This window comes from Cryobacterium sp. MP_M3, assembly GCF_015752155.1.
Lineage (GTDB): Bacteria > Actinomycetota > Actinomycetes > Actinomycetales > Microbacteriaceae > Cryobacterium.
The window spans coordinates 1-17546 of the sequence record NZ_JADOVI010000019.1; the positions used below are offsets into that span (position 1 = coordinate 1).

15 protein-coding genes and 7 tRNA genes are annotated in these 17546 nt (G+C 68.2%); 17 read left to right on the top strand and 5 right to left on the bottom strand.

Going from position 1 to position 17546, the window contains the following annotated elements; translation table 11 throughout:
• Positions 1-197: 197 nt before the first annotated feature.
• Entirely contained in the window at positions 198-1100 is a 903-nt protein-coding gene (locus IWX89_RS16225; RefSeq protein ID WP_196904582.1) for a sulfurtransferase, read from the bottom strand.
• Positions 1101-1276: 176 nt separating this feature from the next.
• Here IWX89_RS16225 and zapE point away from each other — a divergent pair, with 176 nt between their 5' ends.
• The 5 genes from zapE (at position 1277) to IWX89_RS16250 (ending at position 7146) form a co-directional block, all read left to right on the top strand.
• Positions 1277-2326 (top strand): cell division protein ZapE, encoded by a 1050-nt coding sequence (zapE, locus tag IWX89_RS16230; protein WP_196904583.1) that lies wholly within the window; start codon positions 1277-1279, stop codon positions 2324-2326.
• 210 nt (positions 2327-2536) lie between these two features.
• On the top strand, positions 2537-3808 hold the full coding sequence (locus tag IWX89_RS16235) for an ammonium transporter (protein WP_196904584.1): 1272 nt from the start codon (positions 2537-2539) through the stop codon (positions 3806-3808).
• Positions 3809-4182: 374 nt separating this feature from the next.
• Complete coding sequence (locus IWX89_RS16240; RefSeq protein ID WP_196904585.1) at positions 4183-5646, top strand: flotillin family protein; 1464 nt, start codon at positions 4183-4185, stop codon at positions 5644-5646.
• Between the two features lie 124 nt (positions 5647-5770).
• Positions 5771-6358: a hypothetical protein gene (locus IWX89_RS16245; protein ID WP_196904586.1), complete on the top strand. Its 588-nt coding sequence runs from the start codon at positions 5771-5773 to the stop codon at positions 6356-6358.
• 53 nt (positions 6359-6411) lie between these two features.
• On the top strand, positions 6412-7146 hold the full coding sequence (locus IWX89_RS16250) for a YqjF family protein (RefSeq protein ID WP_196904587.1): 735 nt from the start codon (positions 6412-6414) through the stop codon (positions 7144-7146).
• An 84-nt stretch (positions 7147-7230) separates the two neighbouring features.
• Here the strand turns inward: IWX89_RS16250 and IWX89_RS16255 are convergent, their stop codons facing one another.
• Positions 7231-7941 (bottom strand): M50 family metallopeptidase, encoded by a 711-nt coding sequence (locus tag IWX89_RS16255; protein WP_196904588.1) that lies wholly within the window; start codon positions 7939-7941, stop codon positions 7231-7233.
• Positions 7942-7944: 3 nt separating this feature from the next.
• Positions 7945-8916: a hypothetical protein gene (locus tag IWX89_RS16260; RefSeq protein WP_196904589.1), complete on the bottom strand. Its 972-nt coding sequence runs from the start codon at positions 8914-8916 to the stop codon at positions 7945-7947.
• Between the two features lie 305 nt (positions 8917-9221).
• Here IWX89_RS16260 and IWX89_RS16265 point away from each other — a divergent pair, with 305 nt between their 5' ends.
• Entirely contained in the window at positions 9222-10616 is a 1395-nt protein-coding gene (locus tag IWX89_RS16265; RefSeq protein WP_196904590.1) for an acyltransferase, read from the top strand.
• 198 nt (positions 10617-10814) lie between these two features.
• On the opposite strand, the gene IWX89_RS16270 is transcribed toward IWX89_RS16265, so the two are convergent.
• Positions 10815-10887, bottom strand: a tRNA-Val gene (locus tag IWX89_RS16270).
• A gap of 155 nt (positions 10888-11042) precedes the next feature.
• Between IWX89_RS16270 and IWX89_RS16275 the strand changes: the two genes are divergently transcribed.
• The 6 genes from IWX89_RS16275 (at position 11043) to IWX89_RS16300 (ending at position 11778) form a co-directional block, all read left to right on the top strand.
• Positions 11043-11114 (top strand) — tRNA-Gly (locus tag IWX89_RS16275).
• A gap of 49 nt (positions 11115-11163) precedes the next feature.
• Positions 11164-11237 (top strand) — tRNA-Cys (locus IWX89_RS16280).
• Between the two features lie 25 nt (positions 11238-11262).
• Positions 11263-11334: transfer RNA gene (locus IWX89_RS16285), tRNA-Val, on the top strand.
• A 152-nt stretch (positions 11335-11486) separates the two neighbouring features.
• Positions 11487-11558 (top strand) — tRNA-Gly (locus tag IWX89_RS16290).
• Positions 11559-11607: 49 nt separating this feature from the next.
• Positions 11608-11681, top strand: a tRNA-Cys gene (locus IWX89_RS16295).
• A gap of 25 nt (positions 11682-11706) precedes the next feature.
• Positions 11707-11778: transfer RNA gene (locus IWX89_RS16300), tRNA-Val, on the top strand.
• A gap of 70 nt (positions 11779-11848) precedes the next feature.
• On the opposite strand, the gene IWX89_RS16305 is transcribed toward IWX89_RS16300, so the two are convergent.
• Complete coding sequence (locus IWX89_RS16305; protein WP_196904591.1) at positions 11849-12382, bottom strand: hypothetical protein; 534 nt, start codon at positions 12380-12382, stop codon at positions 11849-11851.
• Between the two features lie 618 nt (positions 12383-13000).
• Here IWX89_RS16305 and IWX89_RS16310 point away from each other — a divergent pair.
• The 5 genes from IWX89_RS16310 (at position 13001) to pdxT (ending at position 17538) form a co-directional block, all read left to right on the top strand.
• Complete coding sequence (locus IWX89_RS16310) at positions 13001-13291, top strand: hypothetical protein (RefSeq protein ID WP_196904592.1); 291 nt, start codon at positions 13001-13003, stop codon at positions 13289-13291.
• 113 nt (positions 13292-13404) lie between these two features.
• Positions 13405-15351, top strand: coding sequence for a threonine--tRNA ligase (gene thrS / locus IWX89_RS16315; RefSeq protein ID WP_231383417.1), 1947 nt, complete (start codon positions 13405-13407; stop codon positions 15349-15351).
• A complete protein-coding gene (locus IWX89_RS16320) occupies positions 15352-15960 on the top strand; it encodes an HIT domain-containing protein (protein WP_196904594.1) in 609 nt (202 codons plus the stop codon). It abuts the gene before it with no gap.
• A gap of 71 nt (positions 15961-16031) precedes the next feature.
• Positions 16032-16934 (top strand): pyridoxal 5'-phosphate synthase lyase subunit PdxS, encoded by a 903-nt coding sequence (gene pdxS / locus IWX89_RS16325; RefSeq protein WP_134509284.1) that lies wholly within the window; start codon positions 16032-16034, stop codon positions 16932-16934.
• Positions 16935-16944: 10 nt separating this feature from the next.
• On the top strand, positions 16945-17538 hold the full coding sequence (gene pdxT, locus IWX89_RS16330) for a pyridoxal 5'-phosphate synthase glutaminase subunit PdxT (RefSeq protein WP_196904595.1): 594 nt from the start codon (positions 16945-16947) through the stop codon (positions 17536-17538).
• Positions 17539-17546 lie beyond the last annotated feature (8 nt).

The window sequence follows — 17546 nt, forward strand, 5'->3', positions numbered from 1 at the left end:
CCGACGCCCTCATCGCCCTCGCGATGCTCAGCCTCGGCGGGCACAAACCCGTGCTTCCCGGCCGAGACTAACCCACGGAAGCGTCAGGAGAGCCCAGTTTCGCGGGCAATTCGGTGGAAGTCATCGGGAGTAGTCTGCCACGCGCCGCTGAAGGACGGCGCCCGGCAGATGAGCCGTGGTCAAGCGGTGGCAGGCGGTCAGCGGGGGAGCGGGGCGACGCCCGGCTCCGTGCCGAGCGCGATCGGCACGTGCACGGCGTTGCCCCATTCGGTCCAGGAACCGTCGTAGTTGCGCACGCCCTCGAAGCCGAGCAGGTGGGTGAGCACGAACCAGGTGTGGCTGGAGCGTTCCCCGATCCGGCAATAGGCGATCACCGTGTCGCCGTCGGAGAGGCCTGCCTCTCCGCGGTAGATGGCGTCGAGTTCGTCGCGGGTGCGGAAGGTCGCATCCGGTGCGGCGGCACGGGCCCACGGCACCGACGCCGCCGACGGGATGTGGCCGCCGCGGAGGGCGCCCTCCTCCGGGTAGGCCGGCATGTGCGTGCGCTCCCCGGTGTACTCCTCCGGGGACCGCACGTCGATCAACGGATTTCCGAAGTGGGCGAGCACATCATCCTTGAAGGCGCGGATCGGTGCATCATTGCGGGGGACGACCGGGTAGACGACAGGTGCCACCGGGGTGGCGGCGGTCGTGGTCTCCCGTCCCTCTGCGATCCACTTGTCGCGGCCGCCGTCGACCAGGCGCACATCGGCGTGCCCGAAGAGGGTGAACACCCACAGCGCGTACGCGGCCCACCAGTTGTTCTTGTCGCCGTAGATGACTACCGTCGTGTCCCGGGCGATCCCCTTGGACCCGAGCACTGCGGCGAACGCCTCGCTGTCCACGAAGTCGCGTTCCACCGGGTCGTTGAGTTCGGTGTGCCAGTCGATCTTGACCGCGCCGGGGATGTGCCCGGTCTCGTAGAGCAGCACGTCCTCATCGGACTCCACCACGACGAGGCCGGGTTCGCCGAGGTGCGCCTGCAGCCACTCGGTGGACACAAGGCGCTCGGGATGGGCGTAGGCGGCGAACTTGGGGGCCGGATCGAGGGCGACGGACATGGGAATTACCTCCGGGGAGCGTCGGAACGACACAGGATTGATTTGGCTGCGGTTTAGGCTGGTCAGCGCCCGCTCTTCGAATCTACGCGGTGTGGGCGGCGAACGCATCCGACCGGTCACGAGATGACCCGGGGGCGTGTCCCCACCAATCGACACAGAAACGCGGGTGTTCCACCATGGCTCCAGAGGCGCCTCGCCGTCAGCCTCGGCTGACCGATCGTTCCCCCAGCATCACCGGAGCCGAAATCGTCGCAGAGCTGGTGCCGCCGCCCCAGTTCGAGCACGCCTCCTTCGACTCCTACCGGCCGGACCTCGACTTCCCGTCGCAGTTGGAGGCCGTCGAGCGGCTGAACGCCTTCGCCGGCGCGTGGCTGCCCCAGCGTCCGAGCGGGTTCTTCTCCCGCACCCGCAAGCCCAAACCGGAACTACCCGGCATCTACCTCGACGGCGGCTTCGGAGTGGGCAAGACGCACCTCCTCGCCGCGCTCTGGCACGCGGCTCCCGGACCCAAGTACTTCGGCACCTTCATCGAGTACACGGCGCTGGTCGGCGCCCTCGGCTACGCGGCTACGGTCAAGCAGCTCTCGGGTGCCCGCCTGATCTGCATCGACGAATTCGAGCTGGACGACCCGGGCGACACGATGCTGATGACCCGGTTGCTCGCGGAACTCGTCGCCTCGGGGACTCGCGTCGCCGCCACCTCGAACACCCCGCCGAATTCCCTGGGCGAGGGCCGTTTCGCGGCGATCGACTTCCTCCGGGAGATCCAGGCGATGTCGGCGAACTTCGAGATCGTGCGGATCGACGGCCTCGACTACCGCCGGCGGGACATCGAGGGCCACGCGATCGCCGTGGCCGCGGAGGTGCTCGAGCACCTGGTCGGCGCCCTCGTGGAGCGGGGCTCGACCGTCACCTTCGACGATTTCGGCGCCGTGATCCGGCACCTGAGCACGGTGCACCCGTCGAAGTACATCAAGATCATCAACGGCATCGATGTGATCGCGCTCACCGACGCCTACCTGCTGACCGATCAGACGGATGCCCTGCGCCTGGTGGCCTTCATCGACCGGGTCTACGACGCGGAGATCCCGATCATCGCCAGCGGCCAGCCGTTGAACGAGATCTTCGACGAGGAGATGCTGTCCGGCGGGTACCGCAAGAAGTACCAGCGTTCCCAGTCGCGCCTGGTGGCGCTGACCACGGGGGAGCTCCCGCCGCACGACTGATCGGAGCCTCGGCCCGTCTCCGGCCGCCGGGGCGGGTCTGAAACGCGATGTTAACACGTTCGCCGACCGCGTAACGCGGCCGAAACATCCGCGCGCATTCGCCGAAACGTGGCAGTTCCAAACTAACACTTGTACCCGCCGAGACACGATCAACTGCTCACCCTGTGCACGTCGACGGCGATCCTTAGTTAGAGAGAGGTGACCATCCCCATGGTTGAACTGTCAGTCCTGGCGAACGCCACAACGGACGAACTAACCCTGAACCTCAATTCCTTGTGGCTGCTCGTCGCCGCGGCCCTAGTGCTGCTGATGACGCCCGGAGTCGCGTTCTTCTACGGCGGAATGGTCAAGGCCAAGAGCGTCATCAGCATGATGATGATGAGCTTCGGCGCCATGGGCGTCGTCGGCGTGCTCTGGGTGCTCTACGGGTACGGACTGGCGTTCGGGCCCGCGCTCATCCCCGGCTTCCTGGGCAACCCGTCGTCGCTGTTCGGCCTGAGCGGGCTGCTCGGCGCAGGCAAGGACGGTGCCCTGGCGCCGGACCTCAACGGTCTCGCCTTCGCCGGCTTCCAGGCGACCTTCGCCATCATCACCGTCGCCCTGATCTCCGGCGCGATCGCCGACCGGGCGAAATTCGGCGCCTGGCTGATCTTCGCCGCCGTCTGGTCGACGCTGGTCTACTTCCCGGTCGCCTACTGGGTCTTCAACCTCACCGACGGCTGGGCTCCGGCCGCACTCGGGGTCAACGACTTCGCCGGTGGCACCGCGGTGCACATCAACGCCGGTGCCGCCGGACTGGCCCTCGCGCTGGTCCTCGGCAAGCGCGTCGGCTTCAAGAAGGGGATCTCCAAGCCGCACAACGTTCCGCTGACGCTGCTGGGTGCCGCTCTCCTCTGGTTCGGCTGGTTCGGCTTCAACGCCGGCTCGGAAGCCGCCGTCGACGGAATCGCCGCCCTCGCCTGGGTGAACACGCTCGCCGCCCCCGCCGCCGGAATCCTCGGCTGGCTGATCGTCGAGAAGATCAAGGACGGCAAGCCCACGTCGATCGGTGCCGCGTCCGGTGCCGTCGCCGGCCTGGTCGCCGTGACCCCGGCCTGTAACATCCTCACCCCCGGCTGGGCGATCGTACTCGGCGTGCTGGTCGGCGCGGTCTGCGCTGTCGCCATCGACCTCAAGTTCAAGTGGGGCTTCGACGACTCCCTCGACGTGGTGGGCATCCACCTCATCGGCGGCATGATCGGGACCCTGTTCATCGGCATCTTCGGTTCCGGCATCGGCCTCCTCGACACGGGCAGCCTGAAGCAGCTCGGCGTGCAGGCGCTGGCCGCCTTTGGAATCGCAATCTTCTCGTTCGTCATGGCCTACGCCATCGGCTGGGTCATCCAGAAGACGATCGGATTCCGGATCAACAACGAAGACGAGGTCGCCGGAGTGGACACCATCGTTCACGGCGAAGAGGGCTACGCGCTCGACGCGGTCTGACCCGCTGCAGCTTGGTACTCGTGGGGCGGAGTCCGGTTTCGACCGGGCTCCGCCCCTCTCCGTGGGCCAGGACCTCATTAGTCCCGACTGCGGTCATTGTCCAGCCCCTTGCCGCGCTCTCGTTCCCGCGGGAAACTCGACCTGCTGGCGGTGCACCCGAACATCGCGAGATTCCCCGTCACGGTTTCGTTCAACGAAACCGTGTCGGGGATTATTTTTTCACCCGCGGCGCCGACGCCGGGAGCGGGGAGGCTGGCCTCCCGATAACGTGGGGTGCACAGGACGCGGATGCACGCCGTGCGGGGGGTCCTGTCGCCGGCCTCACAGCCGGTGATCAGCGTTGCCGCCGCCAGGGCGGACACCGAAAGGAACCAATGTTTGATTTCCTGCTCAGTCCCATTCCCGGGCTCATCGTGCTGGCGGTCCTCGCCTTCCTGATCGTGCTGCTCTACGCCCGGTCGATCTACAAGAACGCCGGCCCGGACGAGGCGCTCATCATCACCGGCAAGAAGTCGAAGAAGACCATCGTCGACGGTGCCACCCTCGAGCAGTCCGGGCAGCGGGTCGTGCACGGCCAGGGCGTGTTCATCACCCCGTTCTTCCAGAAGGCCTTCAAGATCAGCCTCCGCAGCCGTGCCATCGAGATCACGGCCATCGCCCAGGACAAGATGGGCATCACCCTCACGGTCGAAGCCGTCGCCATCGTCAAGGTCGGCGACGACCCGGATGCCATCCGCGCGGCCGCCCAGCGTTTCCTCGGCCAGGACAAGAACATCGACAACTTCGCACTCGAGGTGCTGTCGGGCTCCCTGCGCTCCTCGATCGGCGCGACCGACGTGATGACGATCATCCAGAAGCGCGATGAGCTCGGCGCCTCGGTGCTCGCCACCGCCCGCGAATCGCTGGCGAACCAGGGCCTGGACGTCGACTCCTTCGAGATCAAGGGCATCAGCGACGCCAACGACTACATCAAGGACATGGGCCGTGCCGAGCAGGCCAAGGTGCGCCGCCAGGCTGAGGTCGCCGAGCACCAGGCCAACCGGGAGGCCCAGGAGGCGGCGATCGCCGCCGAGCAGGCCATCGCCGTCGCCCAGAACACACTCGCCCTGCGCCGCGCAGCCCTGCAGCTCGACACCGACAAGGCCGCGGCGGAGGCTGCCGGCGCCCGGCCGCTCGCAGAGGCCAAGACCCAGCAGGCGATCGTGCAGGAGCAGGAACTCACCGCCCAGCGCCGGGCGAGCCTGCGCAAGGCCGAGCTGGAATCCGAGGTGAACGCCGTCGCGGATGCCGAGGCCTACCGCATCCGGGTCACCGCGGTGGCGGCCGCCGACGCGGCCGTGACCGCGGCGAACGCCGACCGGGACAGCCGCAAGTCGATCGCCGAAGCCATCCGGGCGGAGGGCCAGGCCAACGCCGACGCCATCCTCGCCCGCGGCACCGCCGAGGCGACCGCCACCCGGCTGTCCGCCGAGGCGGTGGCCCAGCAGTCGGAGGCGCTGATCCAGCTGCGGATGGTTGAGATGCTGCCCGAGATAGCCCGCGAGCTGGCCGCACCGATGTCGAACATCGACAACCTCACGGTCATCTCCACGGATGGCGCCAGCCAGCTGACGAAGAACGTCGCCGCGGGCTTCACCGAGGTCGACGGGGTGCTGAAGTCGACCATGGGACTCGGCATCCGGGAACTGCTCGGCAACCTCGTGGGCGGCGTCGCGGCCGGAGCGGCCGCGGCGACCGCGCACACGTCGCTGTCCACGCCGGCCCCCACCCGGGCGCCGGCCCTCCCGGCTGCTGAGCAGGCCGTCGTCGACGACGCCCTGGCCTCTCCGGTCTCCTAAGCCGAGACGGCCAGGGCGGCGCGAGCCGCAAATCCGCCGCACCGCCGACGACAGCCGCCGAACCGTAATCCCGTCTCGGACTGAGCTGCGCCGGCCTGCTCCCGGACGCCCTCGTCTCGCGGGGGTGGCAACAGGGCTGTCCCCGGTCGAGTTCACCGCCAATCCCGGATACGCGACGCCGGCCGCCTACTCGGTCGCGCAGCGTGGCGGCACGGCCTGCAGCGCCGGCAACGGTGTCGTGCCCCAGCCCGGTGGCACAGCACCGGGCTATCGCGGTGTGACCGTGCTCGTCCTGCCTGATGCCGTCGCCCAATGGGACCGCTACGCGTCCATCTACAAGTACGTGATCAGCGGCGCGGGCGCCCCCTATGGGGATGCCGCCGCTGTCGTCTGTTTCGGACGAGGAACGGAGTCCAGCTGCACGGCGAATATCCTCGTCGGGACCGTGTGGATCGACGTCGTCATGGAAGGGATCATGGCCGACGCGGATGCCGATGACGCGGCCGTCGCGGCGCGCGTTCAGCCGTTGCTGGCGCGCGTGACGCAGGAGGTGACGCGTGCGGGCGCGCCGGCACCACTCTGGCGGCCCCCTGCCGACGCCGGCAACTGGGTGCAACTGAACGCCCTGCAGGGGCCAGGCGCCGACATCGGTGACCTCGAGGCGGGACTGAGCCGGCTTGCCGTCCTCGTCGCCCCACGGATCAACGGATAGCCGGATAATGGAACGGCCACAAGGTCACACGGCCATGGCCGGGAAGGTCCGCTATGACGGCTGCAGCACCCCAACCGATTTCGGCCATCGCGCCGCCGCTTGCGGGCCGCGCCTCGGCAAGCCAGCGGTGGTCGCACCTGGTCTTCCTGCACTGGCGGGTGGAGGCGGCGCAGGTCGCCCCGCTCCTGCCCGCCGGGCTCGTTCCGGATGAGTTCGACGGCAGCAGCTGGATCGGCCTGATCCCGTTCGTGCTCGACCGGGCGACGGTCTGGGGAAGCCCGCCGGTGCCGTACTTCGGCAGTTTCGTCGAAGTCAACGTACGCCTCTACGCCGTCGATGCCGACGGCCATCGCGGAGTGGTCTTCGTGTCCCTGGAGGCCTCGAGGCTCGCAGCGGTGATTGCCGCGCGGACCCTGTTCCGGATCCCGTACCGCTGGTCTCGCACCACGCTCACCCGCTCGGCGGCGGGGGAGTTCCACTACAGCTCTCGCAGGCACCTGGCGGTGTCCGCCCGCACTGACATCGTGGCGCGCAGCACGGACCAGCCCGTCGTGGGTGACCCCCTGGCCGATTTCCTCACCGCGCGCTGGGCGCTTTTCAGCACGGTGCGCGGTCGAACGGTGCACCTGCGCAACCACCATGAGCCGTGGCCCCTCTACCGGGCAGAACTGGTGCGGCTCGAGGACACCCTTCTCGACGCGGCCGGATTCCCGGGCGTGGCCGCCCGGCCGCCCGATTCCGTGCTCTACTCGCCGGGCGTGACCACCTGGTTCGGTGGAGCCGGCTGAGGCGCGTCGCCCGCCGGCGGCGCCGACGGCCCGGTACGGAGCCGGGACCCTACCGGTGCGGTCAATGACGCCGGCGCTGTGCGGTCAGGCGCTGATCCGGAGAACGCTCGCCGCGAGTCCGACGCACAGAACCGCCACCAGGACGAACAGCGCAGCCCAGACGAGGCCCGGGACGTGGGTGAGCCGGGCGAGCTGGTCGGCATCCGAGGAGAGCCCGCCGCGACGGGACCGGGACACCTGCAGCTCGATGGCCGTCCGCACGGCGCCCAACAGCAGGAACGTCGTGAGCAGCAGAGCGCCGATTCCCTGGACCAGGGGAGTGCCGAACCAGGTGAGCGCGAGGATCAGGGCGCCGGTGACCAGCACGGACCACAGCCCGAACCAATTGCGGATCTGCACGAGGATCAAGGCGAGCGCGGCGAGCAGCAGCCAGAGCAGCCCGCTGGCATAGCCGGCGCCCAGGATCGCGGCCGCCGCGAGGCCGAGCAGGGCCGGGGCGGTGTATCCGGCGAGCAGGGTGAGGATCATGCCGAATCCGCGCGGCCGACCGCGACTGACCGTGAGTCCCGACGTGTCCGAGTGCAGACGGATGCCGCCCAGCCGGCGGCCGGTCAGCGTGGCCACCAGGGCGTGGCCGCCCTCGTGCGCGATGGTCACCAGATGTCGTGCGCGCCGCCACAACGCCGGGACGAGGACGAACAGGCCGGCCGTGAGAACGGTGAGCAGCGCCGTCGCGGCGGGGAGCGGGTCCTGGTGGGCGCAGACGCGCCCCCAGAACTCGAGAAGAGCCTCCACGGCTCAGAGGCCTTCCGCGATCGTCGCCGTGGCGTGCAGCCAGGCCCGGCGGGTCTGCGGCGCGAGGGAGTGGATGTTCAGCGGTCCACCGGTGACGATGGCCGCGTCGTATGGCACGTCGCAGACAGCCCGGGTGAGCTGGCCGAAGTGGTCGTGCAGCCGCCTCGACAGCGCGGGGTCGACGGCCGTGGCCGGCATGGTGAGGATCGTGACGGCCTGGGCCACCTTGTCGGCGTGTCCCTTCTGGCGCAGTCCCTCCAGGAGTGCGGCCGCGCCGTAGCCGGTGTCCTCGCGAATCGTGGAGACGACGACGAGCTGGTCCGCCGTTTCGACTGCGGCCTCCCAGTTGGAGGCGCGCATGTTGTTTCCCGTGTCGACGACCAGGACCCGGTAGAACCGGTTGAGAATGCCGAAGAGCCTACGGTATGCCGGTCCGTCGATGGTGGACACCCCCGCCGGGTCGAGATCGGAAGCCAGCGCGTCGAACTGGGCATCCCCCTGGGGGTGAACGTAATTGTCCAGGTCACCGAGCCGAATCGAATGCCCGTTGTCAAAACGGCCGAGGTCCCGCAGAAGATCCATGGCGGTATTGGTGTGCCCGGCGGTCATGATCCGCACTCCGAGGTTGCCCATCGACTCGTTGTTGTCCCAGGCGAGGGTATAACCGCCGCGGTACATGCCCATGGTCGCGGCGATCAGCAACGTCGCGGTCGTCTTGTTCGCTCCGCCCTTCGGATTGAGCACCACGATCGTCCTCGGTCCGTCGAAGCCGCGTTGGACTCCGGTGATCGCCCGGCGTTGCACGCGCTCAGCGCGACCGGGGCCACAGGGGATGAGTCCGCGGGTCAGTCGCACCACCTGCCCCTGCCACCCGTGCTGGGCCGGCCCTGCAGTCGACGGGTTGGCTGGCGGCTGCGGGCTGAGGAAACCGGCACGAGCGGCGGAACCATCGGTGCTGGGAGGGTTCAGCGTCATGGTCGGTCTCTTTCCGTCGTGATTCACCGGTGTTGCGCCTCGTCGGGAATGGAGCTTCAACGTCCTCAACCGTAAGAGGTTCTCCACGGTCGTCCAAAACGGTTGGTGCGGGGGGAGCTCCCGCCGGACGGCGGTGGCCGCGACGCCGGGGCCATTCGGTGCCACACTGGGCCACATCAGCAGCTCCGCCGAAACGGAGGTGGGGTTTGGCACAGGCAACGCGCCGACAGGCAACGCGCCGACAGGCAACGCGCCGCCCAGCCGCGGCAGTCGCCTCCGGCAGGTCTGAGCCGCGAGATCCGGTGATGGACCTGACTCGTGTCGCCGGTCTCGTCATCGTGGTCGTCGGGCACCTGCTGATGCTGGGCGCATCCGTTGCCGGTGACCACCGGCTGGTGGTCCAGCGCACGTTGACCCTGCAGCCCTGGTTCACGCCCGTGACCTGGGTGGCCCAGGTGATGCCCTTGTTCTTCGTGGTGGGAGGATTCGCCGGGGCGCTGAGCTGGCGCCGGGTCGAGGCGCGGGGCGGAACCGCGGCCGTCTTCATCCGTGCGCGGGTGCTGCGCCTGGCCTGGCCGACCCTGCCGCTGTTCGCGTTCCTGGCCCTGGCGATCCTCGCCATGCACCTCGCCGGGCTGGGCCCGGACACCGTCGCTGAGATCGCGACCGGGGTCGTCTCGCCGCTGTGGTTCCTCGCCGCGTACACCTTCTGCCAGGCCTTCCTGCCGGGCATGGCGACGCTGCACGCACGCGCGCCGATTCGGCTGCTGATCTGCCTCGCCGGGGCGATGGTGAGTGTCGACGCCCTGCGGCTGGGGACGCACACGCCGGAACTCGGTCTGCTCAATATGACCTTCGTCTGGCTTTTCGTGCAGCAGCTGGGCCTCTGGGCTGCGGATGGCTGGTTCGGCCGACGACGGCGTCGACTCCTCGTCGCGCTCGCAGGGGCGAGCTACGCCCTGCTCGGTCTGCTGACGACCGTCGGACCCTACCCGGCGAACATGCTGGACAACCTCAATCCGCCGACGACTGCCTTGGCGGTGCTGGCGGTGGGCCAGTTCTCAGCGCTGATGGCGTTGCGCCCGCAGCTGGACCGCCTGGCCCGGAGTGCGTTCGTGCGGCGCGTCGTGGCCGGAATCGGCACCCGGATGATGACGGTGTACCTCTGGCACCTTCCCGTTCTGGGGCTCATCGTCGGTGCGATGCTGCTTCTGCCCATGCCGGAGCCGGCCCCGGGAGGCGCCGGCTGGTGGCTGACCCGCCCCCTCGTGCTCCTGGTCGCCGTCGGGGCCCTGGTCGGCGTCGCGGCCCTGTTCGGCCGCTTCGAGCATCCGGCCGGGTCTCCAGCCGACACCGCAGTGGCGGTGCGCGACTGGCGCGTCGGAGTGTCGACCGCCTTGATGATCGTTCCGCCGTTCACGATCATGCTCTTCGGTCTCAACCTGGGCATCGCCGTGACGAGTGAGGTGCTGCTCGCGGCGGCGGTGTTCCTGCAATCGCCGGTGCGGCTAGGAGAAGATGCGGGCCAGGGCCACGAGGATCGAGATCAGGGCCAGGATGATCGCGGCGAGGGCCAGCCGGCGGCCGCGCGCGCCGGCCGGGATGACACTGACGGCCTTGCCGGAGAGCGTGACGCCGATGGTCGCGAAGATGAGCCCGGCGGCGGGAACGGGCACGGCCAGGATGATCCCGGCCAGTGACAGCCAGAACCCCGGAACGCGTCCCGGCGTCTTCGACCAGTCGACCCGGGGGGCGCCGAGTCCGAGGAGGCCGTTGCCCTCCATGTTCGCGCGCGGGTCGTCCACCGGTGATTCCTTCCGTCGCGTCAGTCTCGCACGATCCGCGCCCCAGCTGGTCGGGGCACAAAAAAACCCCGGAGGACCGGGGTTTTCAGTGTGTGGGCGATACCGGACTCGAACCGATGACCTCTTCCGTGTGAAGGAAGCGCGCTACCAACTGCGCCAATCGCCCTTGTGTGGCCAGAGCTGCGACCACGAGTTCTGATACTAGCCCAGAGCAGGGATGCGGCGCACATCGGGAGGGGCTCAACACGCCGGGCCGGCTCGGTTTGAATATCCACCGGAGTATCGGCTAGAGTCTTCAAGCGCGCAGAAATGCGCGCAGTTGCGGATGTGGCGCAGTGGTAGCGCATCACCTTGCCAAGGTGAGGGTCGCGAGTTCGAATCTCGTCATCCGCTCGAATTGAATCGGCCGAGAGGTCGGTTCTTTTTGGTGTGGACCCTATGTGGTGGATTGGCCGAGAGGCGAGGCAGCGGCCTGCAAAGCCGTATACACGGGTTCGAATCCCGTATCCACCTCCATTCTTGAGGATTGATATCAAGATATGGGCGATTGGCGCAGCGGTAGCGCGCTTCCCTGACACGGAAGAGGTCACTGGTTCGATCCCAGTATCGCCCACAGACAAACCCCCGGCCTTCCGGGGGTTTTTTCTTTGCCCGGAATCCCGGTACGGACCGTTTTCCGGGTCCGCCGCGCGGATCGAGCCCAGGGTGCGCCGATCCCCGCCGGAATCGGCTAGAGTCTTCAAGTCAGCAGAAATGCCGGCAGTTGCGGATGTGGCGCAGTGGTAGCGCATCACCTTGCCAAGGTGAGGGTCGCGAGTTCGAATCTCGTCATCCGCTCGAATTGAATCGGCCGAGAGGTCGGTTCTTTTTGGTGTGGACCCTATGTGGTGGATTGGCCGAGAGGCGAGGCAGCGGCCTGCAAAGCCGTATACACGGGTTCGAATCCCGTATCCACCTCCATTCTTGAGGATTGATATCAAGATATGGGCGATTGGCGCAGCGGTAGCGCGCTTCCCTGACACGGAAGAGGTCACTGGTTCGATCCCAGTATCGCCCACAGACAAACCCCCGGCCTTCCGGGGGTTTTTTCTTTGCCCGGAGGTGATCGCGCACCTCGGTGTGCGGTGTCAGGGACGGAGCCGGGGTCGCCGCAGCGCCCGCTCCGTCGAGAGCCAGACACCGTAATCGGGCTTCTCCAGCGTGCCGCCGAACACGGACGCGTGGGCCACCGGCTGGCGCCCGGCCTCCAGGTGCGGCCGCAGCCCCTGGCCCCAGCCGGCCGCGAGATAGGCAGGGATGTGCCCGCAGGTCTCCGTGACATCACCGAACCGGAGATCGACGCGCACCGCATGGGTGTCGACGGGGTTGCCGGGTTCGGGCCGCAGGATGGCCAGAATCGGGGCATCGGCGGCACCCGAGTCCTTCCAGGCCGACACGACACGGTGAATGCCGGCGTAGTAATGGGATTCGCCGACAACCTCCTGCAGCCCCTCGAACGGATAGAAGACCATCTCCGTGATGGGCACGGGCTCGTAGGTTCGGTGCCGTCGCTTCGCGGCACCCCGGGGCCCCATCGACACGCGGGACACGACGGAGTGCACCACAAGCCAGGCGGGTGTGCCTCCGGGCCGCCGCCCGATCTTCCGGTCGAAATCGCTCACTGTGCTCCCTAGCCTGCTCTGATCCTCCCAAGGGCCCGCGACCGGGCGCACCGCCCAATTGGAGGGGCAGCGTCGTGCGGCCGCACCGGCGCGGCGTGGCCGTACTGGGGATGGCGGCGCCGGCGCAGGTCCGCCAGTCTCAAGGTGGAGGTTAATCGATGGAACTGTTCGTGCTGGTCGCACTGTCCCTGCCCGTGATCATCGGCGTCGCCATCTGGGGCACCTGGGGCATCCGGGTGGCCGGCCGGTCGGCCGGGACCGCCGTTCCCCGTCGCCGCGCCTCGGATGCAGTGCCTGCTCTCACTCCGCCGTCGGCTGCCTCCGCGCCCGCAGTGTCCTCGACCGCACGCCCTGGGGTCGCTCTCAGTCGCTATCTCCCGCCGCAGGACTGGGCGAGACTGCTCGTAGCCGACGCCGGGGGACTGCCCACTCTCTACCTGCAGCCGCACGGCGGGGAGCTGTGGCTGACCGAGCCGACGACGGGCCTGCTCGTGAGCATCAGCAATGTGCACCTGCGAGGCCTCGGGATCTGGACGATCTGGCTGCGCAACGTCGATTCGCGTACCATCGTCGCCCGCGAAGGCCTGATCCAGCCCGGAGCGATGGTCTCCCTGGTACGTGAGCCCGGGCATCCGGCTGCCGGCGGCGCCGTGTCCGTGCACTCGTCCAGCGGACGCAGGGTCGGCCAGGTCAGCCCCCCGGATCGCGGCGGGGCTGGCCGAACTGATCGACACCGGCACCGTGCTCCACGCTGTGGCGATCGCCTTCGACCCGAAGCCGGGTGCGGAGCGGCCGGGCCTGATCAAGGTCCTGGCGGCGCCGCCGGCAACCATCGAGCACCTGTTCCGGCGGCTTCCGCGCGCCGCCACGATCGCGCTACCCGACCGGGACGCCGTCCTGGCCGGATAGCGGGGACGAAGGCTTCTCGTGCGCCGCTAAAGTTGGAGGGGTTCGCACACAACTGAGGAGTTACACACGTGGTTGACGGCTTTGAGCTTTTCACCGACCGGTCCGTTGTCGCAATGCGCGTCAACGGCGAGCTCAAGGACCTCGCCGCGACGGTGACGCCGACGGATGCCGTCGAGCCGGTCACCCTGTCGTCCCCCGACGGCCTCAACATCCTTCGGCACTCGGCCGCACACGTGCTCGCGCAGGCCGTGCAGACCGTCAACCCGGCCGCGCGGCTCGGCATCGGCCCGCCCGTCACCGACGGCTTCTACTACGACTTCGACGTCGCCGAACCATTCACCCCGGATGACATCAAGTCGCTCGAGAAGGCCATGGACCGGATCATCCGCCAGGGCCAGCGGTTCGTGCGCCGGGTCGTCACCGCCGACGAGGCCAGGGCGGAGCTCGCCGCCGAGCCGTACAAGCTCGAACTGATCGGGCTCAAGGGCGCGTCACCCAGCGGCGACGACGCTAGTGCCGAGCTGGGAGCCGACAACGAGTCCGTCGAGGTCGGGGGCGCCGAACTGACCATCTACGACAACGTCGACCCGAAGACGGGGGAGACCATGTGGAAGGACCTCTGCCGCGGTCCCCACCTGCCCAATACCCGCATGATCGGCAACGGATACTCGCTCACCCGGCTGGCCGCCGCCTACTGGCGCGGCTCGGAGAAGAACCCGCAACTGCAGCGGATCTACGGCACGGCCTGGCCCACCAAGGACGAGCTGCGCGCCTACCAGGCCCGCCAGGAGGAGGCCGCCAAGCGCGACCACCGCAAACTCGGCGCCGAACTCGACCTGTTCAGCTTCCCGGAGGAGATCGGCTCCGGACTTCCCGTCTTCCACCCCAAGGGCGGCATCATCCGCCAGGAGATGGAGAACTACTCCCGCAAGCGCCACGCCGAGGCCGGGTACGACTTCGTCTACACGCCGCACATCACCAAGTCGAACCTGTTCGAAACTTCCGGGCACCTCGACTGGTACTCCGACGGCATGTTCCCGCCGATGAAACTCGACGCCGAATACGATGCCGACGGGCACATGACCCGCCAGGGCGTCGACTACTACCTCAAGCCGATGAACTGCCCGTTCCACAACCTCATCTTCCGCTCCAGCGGCCGCAGCTACCGCGACCTGCCGATGCGGCTGTTCGAGTTCGGCTCGGTCTACCGCTACGAGAAGTCCGGCGTGGTGCACGGCCTCACCCGGGTGCGCGGGATGACCCAGGACGACGCCCACATCTACACCACGAAGGAGGGGATGAAGGAGGAACTCACCTCCACCCTGAACTTCGTGCTGAAACTCCTTGCCGACTACGGTCTCGAGGACTACTACCTCGAACTCTCCACCAAGGACCCGAAGAAGTTCGTGGGCAGCGACGAAGCGTGGGAAGAGGCCACCCAGACTCTCGCCGAGGTCGCCGAGGCATCCGGGCTGGAACTCGTCTCCGACCCGGGCGGAGCGGCCTTCTACGGTCCGAAGATCTCGGTGCAGGCGCGGGACGCGATCGGCCGCACCTGGCAGATGTCGACCATCCAGCTGGACTTCAACCTGCCGGAGCGGTTCGACCTCGAATACACGGCGCCCGACGGGTCCCGCCAGCGCCCGGTGATGATCCATCGTGCCCTGTTCGGCTCGATCGAGCGGTTCTTCGCGGTGCTCACCGAGCACTACGCCGGGGCGTTCCCGGTCTGGCTGTCCCCGGTGCAGGTCGTCGGCATCCCCGTCTCCGAGCAGTACGGGCCCTACCTCGATGAGATCATCGGCCGGCTGAAGGCGGCAGGCGTGCGTGCCCAGGTCGACCACTCCGACGACCGGATGCAGAAGAAGATCCGCAACCACACCAAGGCAAAGGTGCCCTTCCAGCTGATCGTGGGTGAGGAGGACCAGGCCAACGGTGCGGTCAGCTTCCGCTTCCGCGACGGCAGCCAGGACAACGGCGTTCCGATCGAGGATGCCATCAGCCGCATCGTCGCCGCGATCGAGACCCGCGCCCAGGTCACCGGCCAGGGGCAGAGCTAGATGGCCCCCGGGAACGACGAGGTCGGTACCGGCACGGCCGGCACCGGGGAGTCCGCGGACGACCGGTTCGAGGGGATCGAGCACTCGTCCGACTTCGCCGCGGTACCGGATGCCTTCCAACGGCTGTGGACGCCGCACCGCCTGGTCTACATCCAGGACGGCCAGCAGCCGGACGAATCCGACTGCCCGTTCTGCCGCGCCCCCGAGATGACCGACGAGAAGGCGCTGATCGTGGCGCGCGGGAAGCACGCCTACGTGCTGCTCAACCTGTTCCCGTACAACAGCGGGCACCTGCTCGTCTGCCCGTACCGGCACATTGCGACGTATGACGAGGCGACGCCCGAGGAGGTCGCCGAAATCGGTAGCCTGACCCAGGTGGCGATGCGCGTGCTCAGCGAGGTGTCCCACTGTGACGGCTTCAACATCGGCATGAACCAGGGCCGGGTCGCGGGTGCGGGCATCGCGGAACACCTGCACCAGCACATCGTGCCGCGGTGGGCCCTGGACTCGAACTTCTTCCCGATCATCGCCAGGACGAAGGCCGTTCCCCGGCTGCTCGGCGAGGTGCGGCGCGAGGTCGCCGACGGCTGGCCGAAAGACGAGAACTAGCTTCACCTTCACGCTCCGCGCGGCACTTCGTCGTGCGAAACCCACAAAATGCAAGGAATAGAATCAAGGCTATGACTGAAACCACTTCCGCCGAGCAGTTTGGTTCGAGCCGCGTCAAGCGCGGACTCGCCGACATGATGAAGGGCGGCGTCATCATGGACGTCGTCAACGCCGAACAGGCCCGGATCGCCGAGGATGCCGGTGCCGTCGCCGTCATGGCCCTCGAGCGCGTGCCGGCCGACATCCGTTCCCAGGGTGGTGTCGCCCGGATGAGCGACCCCGACCTGATCGACAGCATCATCGCCGAGGTCTCCATCCCGGTCATGGCGAAGGCCCGGATCGGCCACTTCGTCGAGGCCCAGGTGCTGCAGGCCCTGAACGTCGACTACATCGACGAGTCAGAGGTGCTGAGCCCGGCCGACTACGTCAACCACATCGACAAGTGGAACTTCACGGTTCCGTTCGTCTGCGGTGCGACCAACCTGGGTGAGGCGCTGCGCCGGATCACCGAGGGTGCCGCGATGATCCGCTCGAAGGGCGAAGCCGGCACCGGCGACGTCTCCGAGGCGATGAAGCACATCCGCACCATCAAGGGTGAGATCGCCCGCCTCTCGTCGCTGAGCAAGGACGAGCTGTACGTCGCCGCCAAGGAACTGCAGGCCCCGTACGAGCTCGTCGCCGAGATCGCCTCCACCGGCAAGCTCCCCGTCGTGCTGTTCGTCGCCGGCGGCGTGGCCACCCCGGCCGACGCGGCCATGATGATGCAGATGGGCGCGGACGGCGTGTTCGTCGGCTCCGGCATCTTCAAGTCGGGCAACCCGCAGGCGCGCGCCAACGCCATCGTCAAGGCCGTCACGTTCTACGACGACCCCAGCGTCATCGCCGCCGTCTCGCGGGGCCTCGGCGAAGCCATGGTGGGCATCAACGTGTCCGACCTGGCCGCACCGCACCGCCTCTCCGAGCGCGGCTGGTAGTCCGCAGTTCGTGAGCGTTGGAGTTCTCGCCCTTCAGGGTGACTTCCGTGAGCATGCCGCGCTCCTCCGGGGGCTCGGCGCGGAGGTCGAACTCGTTCGCCGCCCGGAGGAACTGGACCGCATCAGCGGCCTGGTGATCCCGGGTGGCGAGTCCAGCGTGATGGACAAACTGGCGCGCGCGTTCGGCCTGGCCGAGCCGCTCCGCGCCGGGATTCAGGCGGGATTGCCCGTCTACGGCACCTGCGCCGGCCTGATCATGCTCGCCGACACGGTCCTCGACGCCATCCGCGGCCAGGAGAGCCTCGGCGGGCTCGACATCGCGGTGCGCCGCAATGCCTTCGGCTCCCAGACGGCGTCGTTCGAAACCGACCTCGACGTTCCCGTCCTCGGCGCGGACCCGGTGCACGCGGTCTTCATCCGCGCGCCCGTCGTCGAGACCGTCGGGCCGAGGGCCAGGGCGCTGGCCAGCCTCGCCGACGGGCGCTGCGTCGCCGTCGAACAGGGGAACCTGCTCGGCACCTCCTTCCACCCCGAGATCACCGGCGAGCACCGGTTCCACGAATACTTCCTGGGCACGGTCGCACGGGTCGGCTTCCGTGGCTGAGCTCCGCC

Excerpts from the sequence above, each read along its gene's own strand:
- IWX89_RS16225 (WP_196904582.1), bottom strand. The coding sequence starts at position 1,100 with ATGTCCGTCGCCCTCGATCCGGCCCCCAAGTTCGCCGCCTACGCCCAT.
- zapE (WP_196904583.1), top strand. The coding sequence starts at position 1,277 with ATGGCTCCAGAGGCGCCTCGCCGTCAGCCTCGGCTGACCGATCGTTCC.
- IWX89_RS16235 (WP_196904584.1), top strand. The coding sequence starts at position 2,537 with ATGGTTGAACTGTCAGTCCTGGCGAACGCCACAACGGACGAACTAACC.
- IWX89_RS16240 (WP_196904585.1), top strand. The coding sequence starts at position 4,183 with ATGTTTGATTTCCTGCTCAGTCCCATTCCCGGGCTCATCGTGCTGGCG.
- IWX89_RS16250 (WP_196904587.1), top strand. The coding sequence starts at position 6,412 with ATGACGGCTGCAGCACCCCAACCGATTTCGGCCATCGCGCCGCCGCTT.
- IWX89_RS16260 (WP_196904589.1), bottom strand. The coding sequence starts at position 8,916 with ATGACGCTGAACCCTCCCAGCACCGATGGTTCCGCCGCTCGTGCCGGT.
- IWX89_RS16265 (WP_196904590.1), top strand. The coding sequence starts at position 9,222 with ATGGACCTGACTCGTGTCGCCGGTCTCGTCATCGTGGTCGTCGGGCAC.
- thrS (WP_231383417.1), top strand. The coding sequence starts at position 13,405 with ATGCGCGTCAACGGCGAGCTCAAGGACCTCGCCGCGACGGTGACGCCG.
- IWX89_RS16320 (WP_196904594.1), top strand. The coding sequence starts at position 15,352 with ATGGCCCCCGGGAACGACGAGGTCGGTACCGGCACGGCCGGCACCGGG.
- pdxS (WP_134509284.1), top strand. The coding sequence starts at position 16,032 with ATGACTGAAACCACTTCCGCCGAGCAGTTTGGTTCGAGCCGCGTCAAG.